Source organism: Kitasatospora sp. NPDC001683, assembly GCF_053596495.1.
The window spans coordinates 1-20,285 of record NZ_JBSFGK010000119.1 but is presented as its reverse complement, the minus strand read 5'-3'; the positions used below and the strand labels follow the sequence as shown (position 1 = coordinate 20,285).

At 70.7% G+C, this 20,285-nt stretch carries 13 protein-coding genes and 3 pseudogenes; 6 read left to right on the top strand and 10 right to left on the bottom strand.

All coding sequences use genetic code 11. From position 1 onward, the window contains the following. Positions 1-203: 203 nt before the first annotated feature. From ACWCYO_RS36090 to ACWCYO_RS36075, 4 genes and pseudogenes are all read right to left on the bottom strand, one after another. Positions 204-428 (bottom strand): hypothetical protein, encoded by a 225-nt coding sequence (locus ACWCYO_RS36090; RefSeq protein ID WP_449786583.1) that lies wholly within the window; start codon positions 426-428, stop codon positions 204-206. Between the two features lie 839 nt (positions 429-1,267). Continuing rightward, positions 1,268-2,105: pseudogene (locus ACWCYO_RS36085) on the bottom strand (IS5 family transposase). Positions 2,106-2,345: 240 nt separating this feature from the next. After that, the gene (locus ACWCYO_RS36080) at positions 2,346-2,993 is read right to left on the bottom strand and encodes a hypothetical protein (protein WP_270150499.1); all 648 of its coding nucleotides are present in this window, start codon (positions 2,991-2,993) and stop codon (positions 2,346-2,348) included. 546 nt (positions 2,994-3,539) lie between these two features. Beyond that, positions 3,540-4,982 (bottom strand): NF041680 family putative transposase, encoded by a 1,443-nt coding sequence (locus tag ACWCYO_RS36075; RefSeq protein ID WP_449786582.1) that lies wholly within the window; start codon positions 4,980-4,982, stop codon positions 3,540-3,542. Between the two features lie 198 nt (positions 4,983-5,180). Between ACWCYO_RS36075 and ACWCYO_RS36070 the strand changes: the two genes are divergently transcribed. The 5 genes and pseudogenes from ACWCYO_RS36070 to ACWCYO_RS36050 all read left to right on the top strand — a co-directional run. After that, the gene (locus tag ACWCYO_RS36070) at positions 5,181-5,597 is read left to right on the top strand and encodes a hypothetical protein (RefSeq protein WP_270150498.1); all 417 of its coding nucleotides are present in this window, start codon (positions 5,181-5,183) and stop codon (positions 5,595-5,597) included. A gap of 685 nt (positions 5,598-6,282) precedes the next feature. Beyond that, the gene (locus tag ACWCYO_RS36065) at positions 6,283-7,743 is read left to right on the top strand and encodes a hypothetical protein (protein ID WP_449786581.1); all 1,461 of its coding nucleotides are present in this window, start codon (positions 6,283-6,285) and stop codon (positions 7,741-7,743) included. Positions 7,744-8,145: 402 nt separating this feature from the next. Continuing rightward, positions 8,146-8,433 carry a hypothetical protein gene (locus ACWCYO_RS36060; RefSeq protein WP_270150496.1) on the top strand — a complete coding sequence of 96 codons (288 nt, stop codon included), beginning with the start codon at positions 8,146-8,148 and terminating at the stop codon, positions 8,431-8,433. Between the two features lie 55 nt (positions 8,434-8,488). After that, the gene (locus ACWCYO_RS36055) at positions 8,489-8,647 is read left to right on the top strand and encodes a DUF7196 family protein (RefSeq protein WP_449786580.1); all 159 of its coding nucleotides are present in this window, start codon (positions 8,489-8,491) and stop codon (positions 8,645-8,647) included. A 220-nt stretch (positions 8,648-8,867) separates the two neighbouring features. Beyond that, positions 8,868-9,770: pseudogene (locus tag ACWCYO_RS36050) on the top strand (IS256 family transposase); the annotation flags it as partial. 76 nt (positions 9,771-9,846) lie between these two features. Here the strand turns inward: ACWCYO_RS36050 and ACWCYO_RS36045 are convergent. The 3 genes and pseudogenes from ACWCYO_RS36045 to ACWCYO_RS36035 all read right to left on the bottom strand — a co-directional run. Further along, a pseudogene (locus ACWCYO_RS36045) lies at positions 9,847-10,173 on the bottom strand (hypothetical protein); the annotation flags it as partial. A gap of 44 nt (positions 10,174-10,217) precedes the next feature. Further along, on the bottom strand, positions 10,218-11,708 hold the full coding sequence (locus tag ACWCYO_RS36040; RefSeq protein ID WP_449786579.1) for an alpha/beta fold hydrolase: 1,491 nt from the start codon (positions 11,706-11,708) through the stop codon (positions 10,218-10,220). Positions 11,709-11,868: 160 nt separating this feature from the next. Continuing rightward, entirely contained in the window at positions 11,869-12,900 is a 1,032-nt protein-coding gene (locus ACWCYO_RS36035) for a medium chain dehydrogenase/reductase family protein (protein ID WP_270150492.1), read from the bottom strand. 141 nt (positions 12,901-13,041) lie between these two features. Between ACWCYO_RS36035 and ACWCYO_RS36030 the strand changes: the two genes are divergently transcribed. Next, on the top strand, positions 13,042-13,707 hold the full coding sequence (locus ACWCYO_RS36030; protein WP_449786578.1) for a TetR/AcrR family transcriptional regulator: 666 nt from the start codon (positions 13,042-13,044) through the stop codon (positions 13,705-13,707). 1,925 nt (positions 13,708-15,632) lie between these two features. Here the strand turns inward: ACWCYO_RS36030 and ACWCYO_RS36025 are convergent. The 3 genes from ACWCYO_RS36025 to ACWCYO_RS36015 form a co-directional block, all read right to left on the bottom strand. After that, positions 15,633-16,760 carry an NADH:flavin oxidoreductase gene (locus tag ACWCYO_RS36025; protein ID WP_449786577.1) on the bottom strand — a complete coding sequence of 376 codons (1,128 nt, stop codon included), beginning with the start codon at positions 16,758-16,760 and terminating at the stop codon, positions 15,633-15,635. A 746-nt stretch (positions 16,761-17,506) separates the two neighbouring features. Continuing rightward, the gene (locus tag ACWCYO_RS36020; protein ID WP_449786576.1) at positions 17,507-18,910 is read right to left on the bottom strand and encodes an NAD(P)-binding protein; all 1,404 of its coding nucleotides are present in this window, start codon (positions 18,908-18,910) and stop codon (positions 17,507-17,509) included. 298 nt (positions 18,911-19,208) lie between these two features. Further along, positions 19,209-19,880, bottom strand: coding sequence for a TetR/AcrR family transcriptional regulator (locus tag ACWCYO_RS36015; RefSeq protein ID WP_449786575.1), 672 nt, complete (start codon positions 19,878-19,880; stop codon positions 19,209-19,211). Positions 19,881-20,285 lie beyond the last annotated feature (405 nt).

Sequence of the window (20,285 nt, the reverse complement as noted above, 5' to 3'; positions counted from 1 at the left end):
ACACCCGCAGGAGGCACTCCGCGCTGAACTACCTCAGCCCGATCGAGTTCGAACAACGATCAGTTACGCTGGCACTCGCCGCATAGCACTGGTGTTCACACCTCGGGGGGAGCCCCCAACCTCGCCGAGGCCGCCAAGGCCCTGGAGGGCGAGCACACTTTCACCCGGCTGACACCACCCCACCCACTCACAACGAGGGCTGGCTACACCTCGCCGGTGGCGAACAGCTTGAGGTGCCCGCACTTGGGGCAGCGGAACGCCTCTATCTGCCGCCGGGGTCGGCCCATCCGCTTGGCGCCCCCGAATATCCCCCGCTCCAACGCACCCTCGATCCAGCGTGCGTACCCGGGCGAACGCTGGCCGGTGTCGTCGATGAAGCCCTCCATCAGACCGACGGTGCCGCAATGGGTGCACGTGTAGTTGTTCATCCCGTGAGTGTAGGAAATCCTGCGGCCAGGACGAGCGCTGCCCTATAGCAGCCAGCCCCACGGCCCACAGCCGGGCTACGGAACCCCGTAGCCCTTACAGCGGGTTCCCGCGGCCACACGACAGCAGCAGGCGACGGCCACCGCGACAGCACCCGCACCCCGGCACTACCCCCACAACAGCCCTCCCGCACGAGCGATGCCGGCACGGCTGGCTGACACTGCCTCGGCCCAGTCCGGGCTGCGCCGGGGCCGGTGTTCGCGCACCGTGGAGGGGCCGGTCCGCCGCCGAGCCGCCGCCCGGACCCCCGGATCCTCCGGCACCGTGCTCTGCGCCACCGCCAACCACAACGTCCCGACCATCCGGCGACCGTACCGGCGCGCCCGATCCCTCACCCGACCCGCACCGGGAACGTCCCCCGCACGTGTCCCTGACCGCAGGTTGAACCGCGTCCGGTGAGCGGGGCCGGGGCGGACGTTCTCACCGGCCGCTGGCCTGCACCAACACCAGAAACTCACCGGCGGGCGGCCGCCCGGGCGGGCAAACTCACCACCATCCCGGGGGCGAAACTCACCGGCCCGCTGATCCAGGCCTCCCGGACCACCACCAGAACAACCTCCACGGCGGCCTGACGGCCACCCAGCCCTCCAGCGAGGGGCGCACCGGACGAGCACGGCCTGGACGACGGCGCGGCCCGGACGGCGCCCACCACGGCGCGGGACGGCGACGGCGGCCGGCCCGGACGACCGGGTCAGCCTCGGGAACTCATAGTGGCCAGTCGCTGGCCTCCTGCCGGGCGATGTCAGAGGGCGTTTGATGAGAGTAGTTTGCCCTTTATGTCCTAGTAGGTTCCTCGCCAGGTTGGTGTGGTCTCGTCCGTTATGCGCTTGGTGAGGTTGTCGATCGAGGCGATGTGGATCATGGCTTCGGAGCTGGCCGGGAGGGTCTCGTAGTCGCGGGCGAGGCGTCGTCTCAGCATGAGCCACCCAAGGCTTCGTTCGACAACCCACCGCCTCTTCACGACGTGAAATCCAGGGATGTCGGACTTCCGGTGAACGACTTCGACGTCGATGCCCAGGGTCGCGCCGTGCTCGATCATGGCGTTCTTGAAGCCGGTGTCGACCCAGCTCTTGGAGAGGCTGGGGTAGGTCTTCTTGGCCTCGTTGAGGAGCCGTATTCCCAGGGCGTTCTCGGACAAGCCCGCGGCAGTGACGGTGACGGCGAGGATGAGTCCGATGGTGTCGGTGAGGATGCCTCGCTTCCGGCCGACGATTTTCTTCGCGGCGTCGGTTCCCTGGCTGGTCAGCGGCACGTTGGTGGAGGTCTTCGCTCTGGGTGTCGATCACCGACGCGGTCGGCTCGGGCTTGCGGCCTTCCTTTACCCGAGCCAATCCGGTGAGGTCGTAGTTGAGTTGGGCGAAGATGCCCTCGTCGCGCCAGGCGGCGTAGTAGGCGTAGACGGTGCCGTGGTTGGGGAAGTCGTGCGGGAGGTACTTCCAGGGGATTCCGGTCCGGTTGACGTAGAGGATCGCGTTGAAGACGTCGCGCAGGTCGACCTTCGCCGGCTGGCCGGTGGGCCGGCGGTCGAGCCGGGCTTTTCTCCAGGCCGTCAGAATTGGCTCGATCAGGGCCCATCGGGCGTCGGACAGGTCGCTGGGGTACGGCTTCCGCTCGGGCATGGCACAGCGTCAGCATGATCGGGCTGGAAGATCCAGTTCTGTCGCTGGTCGGGCGGTTCTATGACGTTTCTAAGCCAGACGGACTTCGAGGGATGAACGCGGACGAGACGGACCCTGGCCCCCGCTGTCCGCCTGAGGACATATCTCGTCTTCACCGCAGACCGGGGCAGATCGGGGCAGAGGCAAAGGCCGCATAGCGGATTATCACCACCAAGATGCCCACTGAGACTGCACACACGGTCAAAGGACGCCGTACACGAGGGCCGCGACGTCGTTGCCGTCGGCGTCCAGGCATACCACCATCGAGTGACCGTCCGGGTCGACGAAGCAGCCCAGCGCCGGACCGGCCGGGTCGTCCAGCAGCAACCAACCCTCGCCGAAGTCGCCGGGCTCGGGGTCGAGGACGAGGCTCTCGGGGTCGAAGTGGTCCTTGGTCATGCCCTCGGTCAGCTCGGCGGCTCGGTCCCAGAGCTTCGACGTGGGCGGCCGCCGGCGCAGCACGCCCAGCGCCCGGCCGGCCAGCGGCCGCACCGCGTCCTTCCCCGTGTTGAGCTCGCGTCCGTGCAGTGTGAGCAGGCCGCAGACAGTCGCCACCCGCCAGCCGCCCAACTCCCAGGCCACCTTCACCGGGCGGGTGTCGCCGTACTGCAGAAGCACCGCGGATACCTCCCCCCAGGCAGCGTCCACCACCAGGTAGACCGGCCGCGGCCCCTTGCCGGCCGGGCAGCCCTTCACCTCCCCGCCGAACGGGGATTCGAACCAGGCGGTGTCGGCACCGCCGAAGTCCATCTCGATCCGGCGGAACGGGGTGCTGTCGGACGGCAGTTCACCGGCATCGAGTGCAGGCAGCGCGGCGAACAGAGCGTCAACAGTCTCGTCGATGTTCATGGCCGGCGAGGCTAGCGGGGCCCTCCGACAGGCGGCGCGGCCGGACCCGTTCGGGCGCCCACGGTACCGTCGACGCCCTCGCGCAGGAATTGGCCCGCTCTCCGCGGCTCAGAAGGGCCAGGACAGCTGAAGATCGGCGGCCTCGGCCACGGGTCGCCACGTCTTGTGCTCGCCGCGGTGTTGCCGTCGGAGGCGACCAGGCCATGCAGCTGGAGGTCACCAAGCGCCTACCGGATCGCCTTGTTCGAGACGGCGTGCGGGCGCAGCAGGCGCTGGAGCTGATCGGCGGTCGCGACCTTCAGGACGCCGAGGGCGGCGGGGACGTCGGCACGCAGCACGGGCGAGCCCGTCCAGGGCCGCCCATCCAGGGATTCTCAATCGACCTGCGAAACGTCTCAACCAACCTGCAGATCTGGGGCGTCCGGAAGGGGATGCCGGGCGGCTCGCCGTTCGCCGGACAGACGAACGGCCCCGGGGGCAACCGGGGCCGCTCACCACGAAGAACAACGACTCAACGAAGGAGCCGTACTTGGCTAAGCTTGACGTTCAACCTCGCACGGCGAGGTGGGCCTGGAGCGTGGGTTCGCGTTTGACGGTCTTGCCCACGTCGTGGCGGGGCGCCGGCTTGCGGTTCTTCGAACCCGGAGGCCGTCCGGGGCCGGGGCGAGAGGGGTTCGGCACGCGGGCCGGAGTGAGGACCTTCACGCGGATGTTGCGGAACCCTCGGCGGACCCGGGCCGGGGTCAACTTCGCTGCTGGAAGCGGGCGTTCCCAGGGGCGGCGCAGGTCGGCGGCGAGCGGGCGGGCCAGGCGGAGCTGGGTGTGGGCGACGATGACCAGCCAGGTCCACAGGTCGGCGGTGTCCGGTGCGCGGAAGTGCGGCGCCGTCCAGCCGAGGGTGCCCTTGAGTAGGCGGAAGGTGTGCTCAAGGTCGAATCTGCGCAGAAAGGTGCGCCAGATCCGGTCCAGATGGACGGTATCGATGCCGGTGGCAGAGGACCACAGCCGCAGCGGCTTCGCTTCGCGTTCGCCGGGCAGGTGATCGACCTTGAGGCGGACCAACGTGCCGTGGGTGATGGGGATTTCGCCTTCGTGGTCGAGCCAGGGCCCGCGCTTTTGCGGGCGCTGGTGCATCCGGTCCCACGCCTTCGCCTCGGCCTTGCCGTAGCGGGTGGTCTCGGTGCAGGTGGTGGCGTCGGGCTCGTGCCAGGACTCGGGTTTGGCGAAGGTGAAGGCAGTGCCGTGCTTGCGTGGGCGTCCGCCCTTGGGTGTGGAGCGGGGCTCGCCCGCATCGCGGAGCATGACCCGGTCCGAACGCAGTCGGCCGATGAGCTCGACGGGCAGATCGGACAAGAGGTGGGCCAGGCGGGTGACGTCGTAGCCGGCGTCCATGACGAGCAGGATGTCCGGGGCGCCCAACTGCCAGTGCCCGGCTTCGATCAGGCGGCCGGTGACCTCGCGAAGTTGGTCGGCGGTCACCGCGGTGGCGTCGTCGGCCGGTCCCAGCCGGACCGCGTCCAGCAGCGCGGTCCAGGAGGTGCGGCCGCTCTCCAAGGCGGCGACGAAGGAGTAGGGCCAGCCGGGGATCAGCTGGTCCGCGCTCCGGCCGCGCCCGTAGACATGGCAGAACAGGCGGTCGTCGCTGGTGGGAGCGTCGGGGCGGAGCCAGTGCGAGACATCGACGGCCAGGGCGATGCGCCCGTCGGCGAGGCGGGGAATCGGAAGGCCGGCCAGCGCGCGGCGCAGTCGGACGGGCTCGAGCCAGCCCCGGTCCAGCGCGGCGTACATCGCACCGTGCCCACGCCGGTGCTCGGCCGCCAGCGACAGGTCCACCAGCGTCTTGACCGGCCCGTCCGTGCACAGCAGCGCGTCGGTGAGCTCGAAGAGCGCGTCCGCGCGCGTGTACGGGCACTCGTAGAAGTCCATCCGAAAGCGGGACAACACGCCCCACTGCTCGACGGCGGGCAACTGCACAGGGAGACTCGTCACCAGCGGCCGTCCCTTCAGCTTCGTTACTCGACATCTCGAAGCGTGAGGGGCGGCCGCCTCTGCTGTCTCGCGAAGAACCGCAGATCAGCAGGTCGGGTGACCTCCGAGGTTAAACAACAAGCTAAGTCAAGCGACGTGCTCGGGTGGTGTGGCCCGCGTCGGCCTGGCCTGCTGGACACGGTCACTACGGTGAGCCACATGGACATGCAGACGACGATCACGGGCCTGGCCGAGGAAGCCGAACGGCAGATCCGCGACCGCGTATGGGAACTGACCCCGGACGACCGCGGCCTCGCGGTCCAGGTCGAGGCCGGGCTGCGCGAGGCCGTCGGTCCGCCGGACGCCCAGGAGGTGCTGCCGGAGAAGGACCGACTGGAACACCTGCGGGAAGTCCTCGCCGTCCTCGCAATCGCCCTTGCCAGCACCCACGGCCGCCTGGCCTGGTTCCTCTCCGGCGCCATCACCGCGCTCGAACCCGTCCTGCACTGGCGCGCCCTGCCCGCCGCAGACGAGCACGCATTCGGCACCGTCCCCCCGACCCCCGAGCACTACACCGAAGCCGAGGACGCCGTCCGCCGTCTCCAGACCACCCTCGCCCGCATCACCGTCAGCTGACACTCCGGCAGAGCGCCGACCGCTCGCGCCAGGGCGGCCAGCCTCGCTGGCTCCGCTCCCACACCGGACGGTAGACCACCACGCCGCTCCAGCCCCGGCGCCTACAGCTCCGTCCAACCGCACGCCCGCCCACCCCGGTTGTTGATCGGGTGCCAGATGGGCGCGGACGGGCCGCGCTGGGCCGCCGTCCCGAAACCGCGCGTCGGCTACGCCCAGCCCGGTCGAGGCCTGCCGACGCTGTACTGCCCGGTCGGGACACCGTCGTGTGTGATCGCACGTCCGGCGACGAGACCGACCCGCCGGAACCCTCCACGAGTAGCAACATGCCGCCTGTGACCAGCACGGATGAGGCACCCACGGCAGTGGGCAACGCTGACACGCCACACCTTGCGCCTGGCGACTCGGCACTGGCGGCATCCCAGATGCGGCAATTATGTTTATTAACTATTGAATACCGCCATATGGATGAACTTTAGGACAAGGGTATGGTCCGGGACCACTGCTGTGCTTCTAATGGCGATACCGAATGTGGGGTGCCCATCCCTCTGTTGGGGAGCTGAGGCAACGATCGCTCGACGGGTCGTTGTCGCACTACATGGGCACCCTGACAGACGGATGCTGCGCCGTATGACGCAGCCATGAGCGGCAGCCCCACGCCGAAGCTCCACGAAGGGGTTGTCGTTCCATGGCAGTAGTCGTCTCCCCCCTGACCGTTCCCGCGTGCACCGCGTTCACCGTCACCATCACCGGCGCTCCCGCGGGGACCGCGTCAGCCGTCATCACCTATGACGGCTCCACCCAGACCGTGCCCGTCATCGGCGGTTTGGCCACGGTCGGCTTCACGGCCGTTGGGTCCGGGTCCCAGGTCGTGTCCGTGATCTACTTCAGCGGTACCGGTGGCACCGGCACCGTCACGGGTGCGGAAACCGGGACCGTCACCGTCACCCCCGCACCGGCCGGCACCATCTCCACCACCCTGACCACCCCGGTCAGCGGGACCACCACGGCCACCACCACCATCACCTGCGGTGTCGGCCTCACCTCCATCAACGGCACGCTGACGTACACCCTGCCCGGCGGCGGCACCGTCACCGCCACCGTGACCAACGGCGTGGTGGTGCCGACCAACCTGGGGGTGGCGCTGACACCGGGCCAGGCGGTGACTGTGACCTTCACCCCGGCGGCTGGGACCTGTCCTGCCTGCACGCTCGCCCCCATCACGGTCACCTTCCCTGAGCCGTCCAGCTGCTCGGTGGTCATCCAGCCGCTGGTCGGGCCGGTGGTCGTGGGCGTGCCGCTCCCGGTGACCGCTGTGGTGCTGTGCAACGGCATACCGGTCCCCGGTGCGTCGGTCACCTTCACCAGTGGTGCGGCGACCGCGACCGCCACCACCAACGCCCTGGGTGTCGCGACCGGATCGCTCACCTTCACCACCGCGGGGCCCGCCACCGTGACCGCCACCGTCACCGCGACCGGCACCGCGTGTGCGTGCTCCGGCGTCGTCTCCCTCCCCATCACGGTCACCGTGACTCCGCCGTCCAGCTGCCAGGTGCTGCTGCTGCCGGCGGGGCCGGCGGTCGTGGGCGTGCCGCTCCCGGTGACCGCTGTGGTGCTGTGCAACGGCCTGCCGGTCCCCGGTGCGTCGGTCACCTTCACCAGTGGTGCGGCGACCGCGACCGCCACCACCAACGCCCTGGGTGTCGCGACCGGATCGCTCACCTTCACCACCGCGGGGCCCGCCACCGTGACCGCCACCGTCACCGCGACCGGCACCGCGTGTGCGTGCTCCGGCGTCGTCTCCCTCCCCATCACGGTCACCGTGACCGGGACAGTGGGTGGTGGAACGACGACCTTGACGGCAGCGCCCGCCTGCTGGCGGGTCAACCTGCCCCTGCCCCTGCCCGACGTGTTCAAGGCGACGCTGACGGCCACGCTCTCGCCGGCTCAAGCGGGAGTCACGGTCAGCTTCTTCGTCGCAAACCAGCTCGTGGGCACCGCGGTCACCGACGCCACCGGCACGGCCACCCTTCAGGCGGGACTCAACCCCCTGCAGATCCTCGCCGGCAACTACACGGCACACGCCACGGTCGGCGCCACCATGCTCCAGGCGACCAACTCCCTGACGCCCTGCCTCCCGCCGGTGTGACCGCCCGCGGCCAGATAGCCCGGGCAGCGTGACGACGGCGCCGGAATGTCGGCGCACAGGTCCAGGCCGGCGCCGTCCGAGCTGACGGTTCGCACCGGAGATCCGCCCGTCAAAGGTTGTCCCCCGTCGTGGAAGGACGGGGGACAACCCAGCTCCCAGCCTATTGGCCGCCCAACCGTCTCCACTTCCATCGGCAGGGCGACCGCGAGCCGTACCGCGTGAGCGACTGGCGCAACTACCCGGGAACGGTGCACCGCCGCCCCAGCACCGCTCCCGGGCACAACCGCACCCTGCAACAGTCCCCAGTCCCCCGTTGCGGACCGGTCGCACTCGACCCTCAGCAACAGCCGAGTACCGCTGTACCACCCCGTCATAGGTCAATCGGTGAGTGGATGGTTTGCCATGAGCGTTACCGCGTTCCTTCTCGCCCTCGGCACCACCTGTCGCATCACCCGTTTCATCACCAAGGACACGCTGGCAGCGGGGATCAGGTCGTGGATCGCCGCTCGCTTCGGCGACGACTCCCGACCGGCCTATCTGGTCAGCTGCGGATGGTGCACGAGCATCTGGGTCGCCACCGTCACCGCCTTGTACGCCACCTGTTTGGAGGGCTCGCCATGGTTCCAGGTACCAACGGCCGTCCTGACCCTCTCCTATCTGGCGGGAGTCGCTTCGCGCTGGCTGGACTGACCGACGACCCCCTGAACGCTCTGCCCCACCAATCGAAAACGGAGGACGGCAAGCCATGCCCTGCAACTGCGGCGGAGGATCTCCACACGCCACCATCGTCTACCAACTGAACCTGCCCGATGGCACCATCCGTCGGTACGTCACCTATCAGGAGGCCGTCGACGCAAACCAACGCGCGGGCGGCACCGGAACAATCACCATCTCCAACCAATAGGCCGAGGGGCGGGAGACCGCCGGTGCAGGCGCTCCGGCTCCCGCCATGTCCTTCGGAAAGGGGTCCCACCAGCGGCCGTCCCTTCAGCTTCGTTACTCGACATCTCGAAGCGTGAGGGGCGGCCGCCTCTGCTGTCTCGCGAAGAACCGCAGATCAGCAGGTCGGGTGACCTCCGAGGTTAAACAACAAGCTGAGGCGGCCGGGACGGTAGGACATGGGGATCCTGTCGCTGTACGCGCGCGGGATGTCGGTGCGCGACATCCGCTCCCACCTCGCCCAGATCTACGGTGTCGACGTCAGCGCCGACCTGATCAGCAAAGTCACCGATGCCGTGACCGACGAGCTGGCCGCCTGGCAGAACCGGCCGCTGGACGCTGTCTGGCCGATCATCTACATCGACGCCCTGTGGGTGAAAATCCGCTCCGGATCGGTGAGTTCGAAGCCCGTCTACGTGGCGGTCGGGGTGGACATGGACGGCCGCAAGGACGTCCTGGGCCTGTGGGTCGGCGCCGAAGGCGAGGGCGCCACCGCCTGGATGACGGTGCTGACCGAACTGCGCAACCGGGGTGTCGAGGACGTGTGCATCGTCTGCTGCGACGGCCTGAAGGGGCTACCGGACGCGGTGACGGCCACCTGGCCGCGGGCGACGGTGCAGACCTGTGTGATCCACCTGATTCGCGCCTCGCTGCGGCTGTCCTCGGGCAGGGACCACTCCGCCCTGGTGCCGGCGCTGCGGGCGATCTACGGCGCGCCGACCGAGCAGGCGGCCGAGCGGGCCCTGGACGAGCTAGCCGCTTCCGAGCTGGGCGAACGCTATCCGGCCGTGGTCCGCACCTGGCGAGCGGCCTGGGGCGAGTTCACGCCCTACCTCGCGTTCCCAGCCGCGATAAGGAAGGTCGTGTACTCCACGAACATGGTCGAGTCGATGAACTCCCGGCTGCGGAAGGCCACCCGCAACCGCGGTCATTTCCCCTCGGAACAGGCCGCGTTGAAGGTGCTCTACCTCGCCGTCCGGGAGCAGATCAGTCCCAGGGCCCGCGACATCAACCACGTCGCCGCACACTGGAAGGAGGCGCTGAACCAGTTCTCGCTCTTCTTCGAGGACCGGCTCAGCATCCGATAACTACGAGGCACTTACACGAGATCGCTTACACGCCCGATTACGGCGGCGATGTGACGGCCTGAGCGGCGGCCGTTGGTTAGATGGCGGCGGTGCGGTCGGAGACAAGGCCGGCGACGGCGAGGTAGGTTGCCGGGAGGGAGCCGCGCCGGTGGGTCCAGCGGGCCAGGCCCTTCCAGCGCTTGTGGTCGGCGAGGGCGTGCTCGACGGGAATGCGCTGGGACGAGTGCTCGTGGCGGGCCTGTTCCCGGGCTTCGTGGACTTCCGGTGCGGCGATCTTGTTCGGCTTCCTGGGTGGTGTGACGGCCTTGCCGGGATGGGCCCTGCGGAGTCCCAAGTAGCCGTCTTCGAGAAGTACTTGGACCTTGCGGAACTGGCGGAAGAGCTCGTCGATGCCTTCACCCCGTTGGTGGCGTCGGTCTGTCGAGGACTCGGCGCCCTGGGGGTTGGTCAGTCGGTGCAGGTGGTGCCGGGTGCGGGCAGGGCGCGGGTGGTGAGGTAGCGGTTGGTGGCCTCGCGGACGCAGGCGGAGAGCAGGAACGTGCTGTAGTCGTCGCCTTCGCGGCTGAGGACGACGCTGCCGGGCAGCTGGCGCGCCATGGCGGCGCCGGCGCTGTGCGGGGCGAGCGCCTGGTGAGTGGACTGCACGATCAGGGCGGGCGGGGCGCCGTGCACGGGGGCGCCGGCCGTGACGGGGCGGGCGGGCAAGGGCCAGCCGAGGCAGCCGGTGAGCGCGGTCCAGGAACGGACGGCACCGCCCAGGTGCGGGGAGATCGTCGCCAGTTCGCCGTGCAGCCGGGTCAGCTGGTCGAGCGTGGTCACCGGGCGGGCGTTGTCCAGGCAGGCGGGCACCTGGACCTGGACCGGGTCGAGGGTGTCGTCGGGCTCGTAGGCCAGGCCGCTCGCGTCGCCGGCCTGCGCCTTGACCAGGGCCTGTGCGAAGGCGGGCCAGGTGACGCCGGAGAGCGTGAGGTGGTCCTGCGTCGCGGTGCGGATGTCCTCCCCGGTCAGGGGACGGCCACCGCCGTTGACGGGGATCGGGGCGCGGTCGGCGCGGGCGACGAGCGCGTCGTACTCCGCCGCGGCGGCCTTGCCGTGCAGGGCGCAATCCGTGGAGGCGGCGCACCAGGCGGTGAAGCGGTTGAAGGCGTCTTCGGCGGTGGCGGCCTCGCGGCGGATCCGCTCGGCGGGCGAGGTGGTGTCGTCCAGCGCCGTGTCGAGGACCATGGTGCGCAGCCGGCCCGGGTACAGGTCGGCATAGGTGCGTCCGAGCAGGGTGCTGTAGTGGATGCCGTACCAGTTGAGCTGCTTCTCGCCGAGGCCGGTGCGTACGGCTTCGAAGTCGCGTGCGGTGCTGGTCAGGTCGGTTTGGGCGACGAGGGGGCCGTTCTCGCGCAGGCAGTCCTCGGCGAAGGCCCGGTTGTGGGCGACGAGTGCGTCGAACTGCGCCTGATCGTGCGGGACGTGGGTGATGCCGACGGGCTTGAGGGGGGTGGAGCAGCGTATCGGCGTGCTGTGGCCCACGCCGCGCGGGTCGACGGCGACCAGGTCGAAGTTGCGGCTCATGGCGCCGGCGAACGACGGGAAGCCGATGCGCATCGCCAGGCGCAGCTGTTCGATCGACGAGCCGCCGGCTCCGTCGTTGAGCAGAAGGGCGCCCTGGCGGTGGGCGTGGTCGTCGGCGGGACGGCGGACCAGCGCGAGGGTGAGGCGCTCGGCACGGGGGTGGGCGTAGTCGACCGGCACCTGCAGCGTGCCGCACTGCATGCCCGCGAACTCGGCGTCGGTGCAGGCGCTCCAGCTGATCCGGGCCTTCGGGGCGGCGGGCTGCTGTGGCGCGGAGGCGGCGAAGGCCGGGACGGCGAGGGTGAGGGTGGCGGTGGCGGCGAGGGCGGCGGTGAGAACGCGCCGCAGGCGCGTGCGGAGGCTGGTCGTGGGCATGGCAGGCTTCCTTCTTGGCGGCTGCGCGGAGCAGGGGCGCTGAGCGGTGAGGGGGTGGTGCCGAGACGTCGGCAGGGGGATGGGGAGGGTTTGCACTCCGTGGCCCGACCGCGGGGCGGAAGGCGGCGGGGTGGCGGAGGGGTTCGTCGGCCGTGGGAGGTCAGGCGCGCAGGACGACCTTTCCGGCGACGGTGCCGGACTCGGCCAGGCGCATGGCCTCGGCGGCGCGGGCCAGGGGGAGTTCGGCGGCGATCTGCGCGGTGACGTCGCCGGCGTGCAACGCCTGGAACACCGCGGTGAGGTCGGCGCGCAGTCGGGCCCGGAAGCGGTGGGGGTTCAGTGCCCGGCCGGCCCAGACGTTGTAGAAGTAGGCGGAGCGGCCGTTGGGCAGGGCGTTCCACAGCCAGACCCGTCCGAGCAGCTTGAGGACGGGCCACTGCTTGGAGCCGTCGTCGTCCCGGGTGGAGGCGCTGCCGTAGGAGACGAGGGTGCCACCGGGGGCGAGCAGGTGCCAGGAGTCGACGGCGCTGCGGCCGCCCACGTGGTCGAAGACGGCGTCCACGCCCCGGGGGGCGAGGTCGCGGACGCGGGCGGGGACGTCCTCGGTGCGGTAGTCGATCGGGTTCACTCCGCGGTCGCGCAGTGCGGCGTGGTGGCGCGCGGACGCGGTGCCGATCACATTCGCGCCCGCGGCCTGGGCGAGTTGGACCAGGACGGAGCCGACGCCGCCGTTGGCGCCGTGCACCAGGACGGTCTGCCCGGGCCGGACGCGCGCCTTGCGGTGCAGCATCTGCCACGCGGTGATGCCATTGACCACCACCGTCTCGGCCTGCGCCGCACTGACCCCGTCCGGTACCGGGACCAGGTCGGCGGCGTCCGCGACCACGTGGCTGGCCCAGCCTCCGACCTTCAGCAGCGCGGCGACCCGCTTTCCGACCAGGCCCGGGTCGACACCGGCCCCGACCGCGGCGACGGTGCCGACCAGGTCGTAGCCGGGGACGAAGGGGAAGGGCGGCTGGTCGTAGTAGCGGCCGCGGCGCATCTGCTGCTCGGCGAAGGAGACACCCGTCGCCTCCATCCGGACCACGGCCTGGCCGGCGCCGGCGGTCGGGACAGGCCCGCGCCGCACGTACAGGCCTTCCGGCTCGACCTTGCCCGGCAGCACGACCTCGACCAATTCCTCGGTGTCCACGATGACCTCCGTCGGTTCCCCACCCACCCTGTTAGCGGGTAGTGCTTCTGTTAGAAGTTATAACTGGCGGGTGAGTGACAGTCAAGAACGTCCGTAATACCCTCTAACCAGCAGTCGACCGGAACCGAAGGGAACGAGCACATGGCCACCACCGACACGCAGACCCCGCGCGAGCGCTACCGCGCCCAGCTGCGCACCGAGATCAAGGAACGCGCCTGGGAGCAGATCGCCGCCTCCGGCGCCGCGGGCCTGTCCCTCAATGCCATCGCCAAACAGATCGGCGTCAGCGGCCCCGCCCTCTACCGCTACTTCGCCAGCCGCGATGAACTGATCACCGAACTGATCCGCGACGCCTACCGCAGCCTCGCCGACACGATCCGCACCGCCGCCGCCTCCGGCGCCGACCTCGCCGGCCTCGGCCACGCCCTACGCGACTGGGCACTGACCGACCCCCAGCGCTACTTCCTCCTCTACGGCACACCCGTCCCCGGCTACCACGCCCCCGACGACACCACCGCGATCGCGTCCGAGATCATGGGCACCCTGCTCGACGCCGCCCGGTCCACCGCCGGCCCCGCCCGCCACGACGCCGACGACCACCCCGGCACCCCGCTGGAGGCCCACCTCGCCGAACACCGCCACTGGGCCGGCGACCACCCCGCCCCACCCGCCGCCCTACGCCGCGCCCTGCACTTCTGGACCCGCCTCCACGGCATCCTCTCCCTCGAACTCGCTGGCCACTTCACCGGCATGGGCTTCGACCCGGCCCAGCTCTACACCGACGAACTGCACCACCTCACCCAGTAGCCCAACCCGGTGTACCGACCCGGAGACTCCCACCGCCCCGCCACTCCCCCACGGCCGGCACAACCACAGGAGCGCAGCAGTGCGCCCGCACGGACAGTTCCACCAGAGGCATCACGGAGAAGAACGTGCGACTGCGGGTGTTCCGGACTGGGCCCCAGCAGCGGCAACAGCCCGGCGGCACGGCGAGCCGAGCAGCCCCGGCGGCTGGGACGCGTTGCCGGCGGAGATCCGGCACCAGGGAACGGCCCGTCAGGGCTGGTTGTGAGGCACGACGAGCCGGGCGGGCCGCTCCTGCTTGCTGCCGCGCAGGACGAGGGCCGCCTCTCCCTAATCGCGGTCGGGCAGAAGCGCCCGAACGACCGGCGAGCAGAGCCGTCGGCGGTTGCGGGAAGCAGCGCGCGGATGAGGGGCACCGGTCCGCTGCCCGCTCGGGGGTCCGGACGCGCACCGGACCTACGTGCCCTCGCCGCGGCGCAGGGAGCGGCCAGAGCGGCCGATTCGGGCCGGCACCGGGTCGGCGCGGACGGCTTCGCCGCACGCGCACAAGAACCACCGGCCCGCCGCAGGCGCGGACCCCGAACCGACCGACCACACCTCCACACCCAAGACAAAGCACAGAGAAAGGGGTTGTCGGCATTTCCGGCCCGCCAAAAACGGGGCCCGACCTGCGGCGATGCCGCGCCAGACCGGAGGACCACCGGACACCGCCCACCCCCGCCCCCGCTGGGTACCGTCAGAGGTCCAGACAACACGGCATGCCGGGCCATTCCACGCCCACCAACACCAACAGGTCACACCCGACGGCCCCTCGCCGGGTAGAGCTTCGCGTCGAGCACACGGTCCCCCCACCACGGTATCGTCCGGAGCAGAGACCAGGGCGGCCACCAGCTCGCGCTTGGTCGGGACCGGCAGCACCAACGGGCCCAACTCCTCCGTCTCCCGGTCGCTGACGCGCTGCGGGCACTCCAGCCGATCCGGGCCGGCCTTCTCGGTCAGCTCCAACTTCGAGCCTGCCTTCCCCCCGATCGAGCCCCGGCACGTCCAGCACGGGCGCAGCACGGCGTTGGCTGTATGGGCGGCCTCCAGCTGTTCTTCGGCCTCCCGCTCCAGGCGCTCCTCGCGGTCCTGGTGGCAGGGCCAGCAGCGGCCGCCCGGCCGGCGGGGGTGGACTACCCGACGCCGACTCCCCGCCCCGCGGTCCGCCCCGACCCGCCAGGCCAGGTCAGCCCCGCTACGGGCGGTGGACTACCCGACGCCCGGATCGAGCCGGTCCAGGCCGGACCGGCCACCAACACCGGAGGGGAGACCGAACGACCGAGTTGAGCCCGGGCGGGCAGGCAGCCCGGCAGGACGGCCACCAGCCACCCACCACCTCACGTCTCGGGTGCACGCCAGTCTCCGGCCAACCGCACTGCCGACGCGGACGAATCGGCAATCTCGTCCGTGGACAGCCCCCGGGCACCAACCTGCTGAGTGCGCGGTGGGGTAGGCGTGGCGCTCTGGCCGGCCCGGGTTGGTCCACCAAAACCCGAGCCCGGCGCCTAAAACGCCATGAGGTCACGGGACAGAACCAGAGCCGACCGGTCCCGTGTCACGCAACCACCCACCCGGAGGCCGGAGCGGAGGTACTCGCGCTCACCCGGTGGCGGCGTTCCTTCACGGCACACGACAGCACCCCACTCGACAGCAACGCGACAGGGGGCGCGACAGCCCCCGCGACAGCCACGGCAGGCCACTAGAGAGCCGGGAGACCGGCATGAGTGCGAACGACAAGATCAGGAACGCCGCCGACAAGGCCAAGGGCGCCGTCAAGCAGGCGGGCGAGCACATCAAGGACGCCTTCAGGGACTGAACCGCCCCTGACCCGGCCGCCGTGACGCGTGCCCCGTCGCTCCGTCCGGTGCGACGGGGCACCGTGTCGTCCGTCAGCTCAGGGTGCGGAGCGCGGCGGCGTCGTAGGGGCGGAGGTCGCCGAAGCGGCCGGAGAGGACCTTGGCGGCCCACTGCGGGTCCTGGAGGAGTGCGCGGCCGACGGCGACCAGGTCGAACTCCTCGCGCTCCAGCCGGTCGAGCAGGTCGTCGATGCCCTGGACCGCGGAGCCCTCGCCCCGGAAGGCGCCGATGAAGTCGCCGTCGAGGCCGACCGAGCCGACGGTGATGGTGGGCAGCCCGGTGAGCTTCCTGGTCCAGCCGGCCAGATTGAGGTCGGAGCCGTCGAACTCGGGGACCCAGTAGCGGCGGGTCGAGGCGTGGAAGGCGTCGACGCCGGCCTCGGCGAGCGGGGCGAGGATCGCCTCCAGCTCCTGGGGCGTCTCGGCGAGGCGGGCGTCGTAGTTGTCCGACTTCCACTGCGAGTAGCGGAAGATCACCGGGAACTCCGGGGAGACGGCCGCGCGCACCGCGGCGACCAGCTCGGCGGTGAACCTGGTCCGGGCGACCGGGTCGCCGCCGTAGGCGTCGGTGCGGCGGTTGGTGCCCGCCCACAGGAACTGGTCGAGCAGGTAGCCGTGGGCGCCGTGCAGCTCGACGCCGTCGAAGCCGATCCGCTCGGCTGCCGCGGCGGCCTCGGCGAACGCGATGATGACGGCGTCCAGGTCGGCCCGGGTCATCGCCCGCCCCGCCCCCTCCGTGCCGTCCAGCCGGATGCCGGACGGGCCGATCGCGGGGGCGTCGGCGAACGGCGGGTCCCCCTGCTTGCGCACCATGCCGATGTGCCAGAGCTGCGGCACGATGGTGCCGCCCGCCGCGTGGACGGCCTCGGCGACGCGGGCCCACCCGGCCAACTGCTCCTCGCCGTGGAAGCGCGGGATGCTGTCGCTCTGGCCCGCGGACTCGTGGCCGACGTACGTCCCCTCGGTGACGATCAGGCCGACACCCGCGGCGGCGCGCCGGGCGTAGTACGAGCGGACGTCCTCGCCGGGCACGCCGCCCGGGGAGAACTGGCGGGTCATCGGCGCCATCGCGATGCGGTTGGGCACGGTCAGCCCGTTGATCGTGACAGGCCGGGACAGGATCCCGGCCGCGCTGGCGGCCGGGTTCTCGATGACGGTCATGGCAGGTCCTCGCGGTTGGCGGTGGTGTGCGCCGGGTCGGAAACGGTTGCTCAGGCCAACCACCCCGGCCGTCCCCGCATTTCGCCCCCCGGGCCCCACTCCCTGTGATCCGCGCCACTCGCGCCGTGGCGGAGCACCGAGTACCGGGCGCGGCAGCTGGGTTCCGGTTGACCGCCGTCGACCACGCTGCCGGCGGGGCCGTGCGGGCGTGCCCCCGCGGCTCGGCGCGTGTCCTGGGCCGCTGGTCGCCCGCGTCGGTGTCTGCGGACCGGGTGAATACGCCCAGGGCCGCGCAAGGTCCGGAGTCGGGACGATCTGACGACGCGCCCGGGGAGCTCGAACACCAAGAGCCGCCGGGCGAAGCTGACCGGCGAGCAGCTCGAGCGGCTCGCCGTGCTCGGTCTCGACCGGCGCTGACCCGGCCGGGCCCGGTGCCCGCCGAGAAGCGCTCCAGGCCGTCTCCGCCCGCCTGTGCCCGCCGCGTCCGAGCATGGACGGCAGGGCTCGACAGCGGCGGCCTGGTGGCCTTCTGGCGCCGCCCGCGCCCCAGCCCACCCCGCCCCACCGCGAGCGGCCAGGCCGTGCAGGCGCTGTCACTCGACCGCCCGCGGGTTGAACGCCCGCAGCCTTCCTCGGCCGGCACCATCCGCACCTCGCATGCCGGACGGTCTACCGCGGCAGACAACCGTCCGTCAGCAGGATCGCCGATCCATGGCCCCGAAGGGGCGATGGCGGCCCATGCCCGGTCAGTTCATCACCGCGACTGCGTTCGTCTGGTCCAGAAGCTGCTCCAGCTTCAGCTTCAGGGCTTCGAACACGGGCAGGAGCGCGGTCCGTTGCTCCGGGGTGAGCTCGGGGAGGCGTCGGCCCAGGAGCCTGCAGGTGTCGAGCCATTCGAGGAGTGCGGGGTCGGCGGTCCATCGCACGACCCGCTCCTGGATGTCGCCGAAGAACTGTATCCAGTCCAGGGCCGAGTCGGGGTGCTGCGAGGGCGCGCACAGCGCGTTCTTGGTGTCGTCGTCGGCGTAATCCGCCTCGACGTGGGCGATCAGTGCGGCGCTGAACACCTGTTGGCAGGGAACCACCGCCTGCAGGGTGATCCGCGCCCGGTCGAACACCGGCACCGTCGGCCGGCGCTCCAGGCCGTCCGCGGTGCAGTCGACGTAGAGCGTTCCGGCCCGCGCGGGAACGGTGGCCTGGTCGAGTTCGATCGCGTCCTCGCCGATCCGCTTGACCCGGCCGTGGCGAAGGACGTCGCCAATGCGGCGCAGCTGGTCGAGTTCGGCGCGGGCGACCGTCGCGCAGCGGTAGGCGGTCGGCTCGATGTCGGGCGACAGCCGCAGCAGCAGGCCGTCGTCCTCCAGCCGTGCGAACAGCTCCTGGACCGTGTCTGCGTCGGCCACAGCCCGCCGACGGGCCGCCTCCGTTTCGAGGTAGGAGCCCCCGGGCTGGGTGTGGGCGCGGTCGATCAGCCAGGAGTCACGCGGCATGATCCAGGTGATGTCGGACGGATCGGTGCCGCGGCTGAGCAGCCACAGACAGGCGTCCATGCCCGTCTTCCCCGCCCCGACGACGGTGTAGTGGGACGGCTGCTCCCGCAGGGCGGGCAGCTGGTTGGGGGTGATCAGGCGGACGCCGGGGGCGACTTCGTACTTGGGTGGCACCATGGCGGGCACCGTGACGTTCATGTAGGTGGCGTCCACGGTCCGGCGCTTGACGGTGACCTCGAAGGCGGCCCCGCTGACGATGGAGTGGAACCGGTGGACGTCGGGCCGCTGCGGATCCGGTCCGTCGTAGAAGGACTTGGGGAAGTAGGAGACCCGGCCGGTCGGCAGCAGCGTCTTGCGCATCACCTGGTCGAAGTAGGACAGGATCTCGCTGCGCGAAGCGAGCTCGCCCAGTCCGGCGTTCCAGCCGTCCTGGTCGACGGTTCCACTGCCCAAGTCACGGGAGTTGACGCCGTAGAAGGCCGACGGCTGGTGCAGGCGCACGAAGGGATAGGCGACCGTCCAGTGACCGCCGGGCTGGTCGTAGCGGTCGACGATGGCCACCGTCGCGTCGGTCTCGGCGATGAGGGTGTCGGCGAAGGCCATGCCCATGGCCCCGGCTCCGACGATCAGGTAGTCGACCTCAAGAGTTGTGGGTTTCAACGGATGTCGTCCTTCCGTGGTTGCTTTTCGAAGGGTGGGAGCCGGTCGTACGCGGCGCGGCCCGCGGATACCGGTGGAACACCGCGGCAGGGCCACGGCGTGTGAGGATCTTTCGCTCGCGCGAGGTCCGGGCGTCAGGCTCAGCGCACAGGACCGCAGCGAAAAGGCGTGCCGGCAGGGGCCCTTGACCACACTCGGTGGCTCACACCGCTGCGATCAGGGCCACCCGAGGGTTCCGGGCCCTGCAAGGAACGAGACATCGGGCCCGGCGAGGAGCACCTCGGGTTGACGAGAACGCTCAGGAACCGGAGGGGTTGAAGCCGGCGACACGCTCTTCCTCGGCGGTCGTGAGGGCGGCCACCGGCAGCTCCGTCGCACCGGGGCGGACGCGCATGCCGTCCAGCACGATCACCAGGTAGCGCCGCCACACCTCGGGCGAGACCGGCTGGGTGTGCTGGATCGCGCAGTTGACCATGTAGAGAACGAGCTGCAGGTCCGTCATCGCCAACTCCGGGCGCAGCAGCCCGGCGTCCTGGACCCGACGCAGGACCGCCTCGGCCGGGGGCATGAACCTGCGGCGCGCCTGCGCCACCAGAGGGCGGCTCCCGACGTCGGAGAACACCACCTCCCGCAGCCCGCGATCGGCTGCCATCTGCTCCAGCACCCAGGTCAGCAGGTCGACGAACCCCTCCCACGGGTCGTCAGCCGCCAGGGCCTGCTCGGCGGCCACCACCAGGGCATCGACACGTTCTTCGAACAGCTCGTTGATCAGCGCCTGTTTGTTGCCGAAGAGCCGGTAGGAGGTCGCCACTCCGACACCGGCATGACGAGCGATGTCGTCGAGGTTCACAGCCAGCCCCCGCTCGGCGAACACCTCCCGAGCGGCCACCAGCGTCCGCTGCCGGTTGGCCTCGGCATCGCGTCTCAAGCGCCGTGCGCCACGGGACTCGGATGAATCCGTTCCGTCCATGAGCTCACAGTAGCACTATCTGGAGTTGCCAACTCCAGTACGCGGCGCGGACGACCGCTCCACACTCACGGTGACCATCGGGTGCCGGTGTGCCGCTTGGCCTCCGCGACGGATTTCCGAACAGCACGGGGTGCGCCATGACTCCCGCCGTTTCGCTCTTCTGCGAGGCCGGCTCGGCGCCGGTGTGCATCGGCCCGGTGGCCCGGGCCGCGACCGTCTTCTTCGCCGCGGCCTTCTTCGCAGGTGCCGCCTCCCGATCCCGCACCTACTGGCGGAGCCTCTTACCGCCCGGCAGCAGGCCCTGGGGCCCGGGCGGTCCGTCAGAACTGAGTGCGGCGTGCCCTGGGCCGGACGGGCGGGGCCTGCTCGGTGCCGCGCCGTGCCGGGGCCGCGGTGCGGGTGCGC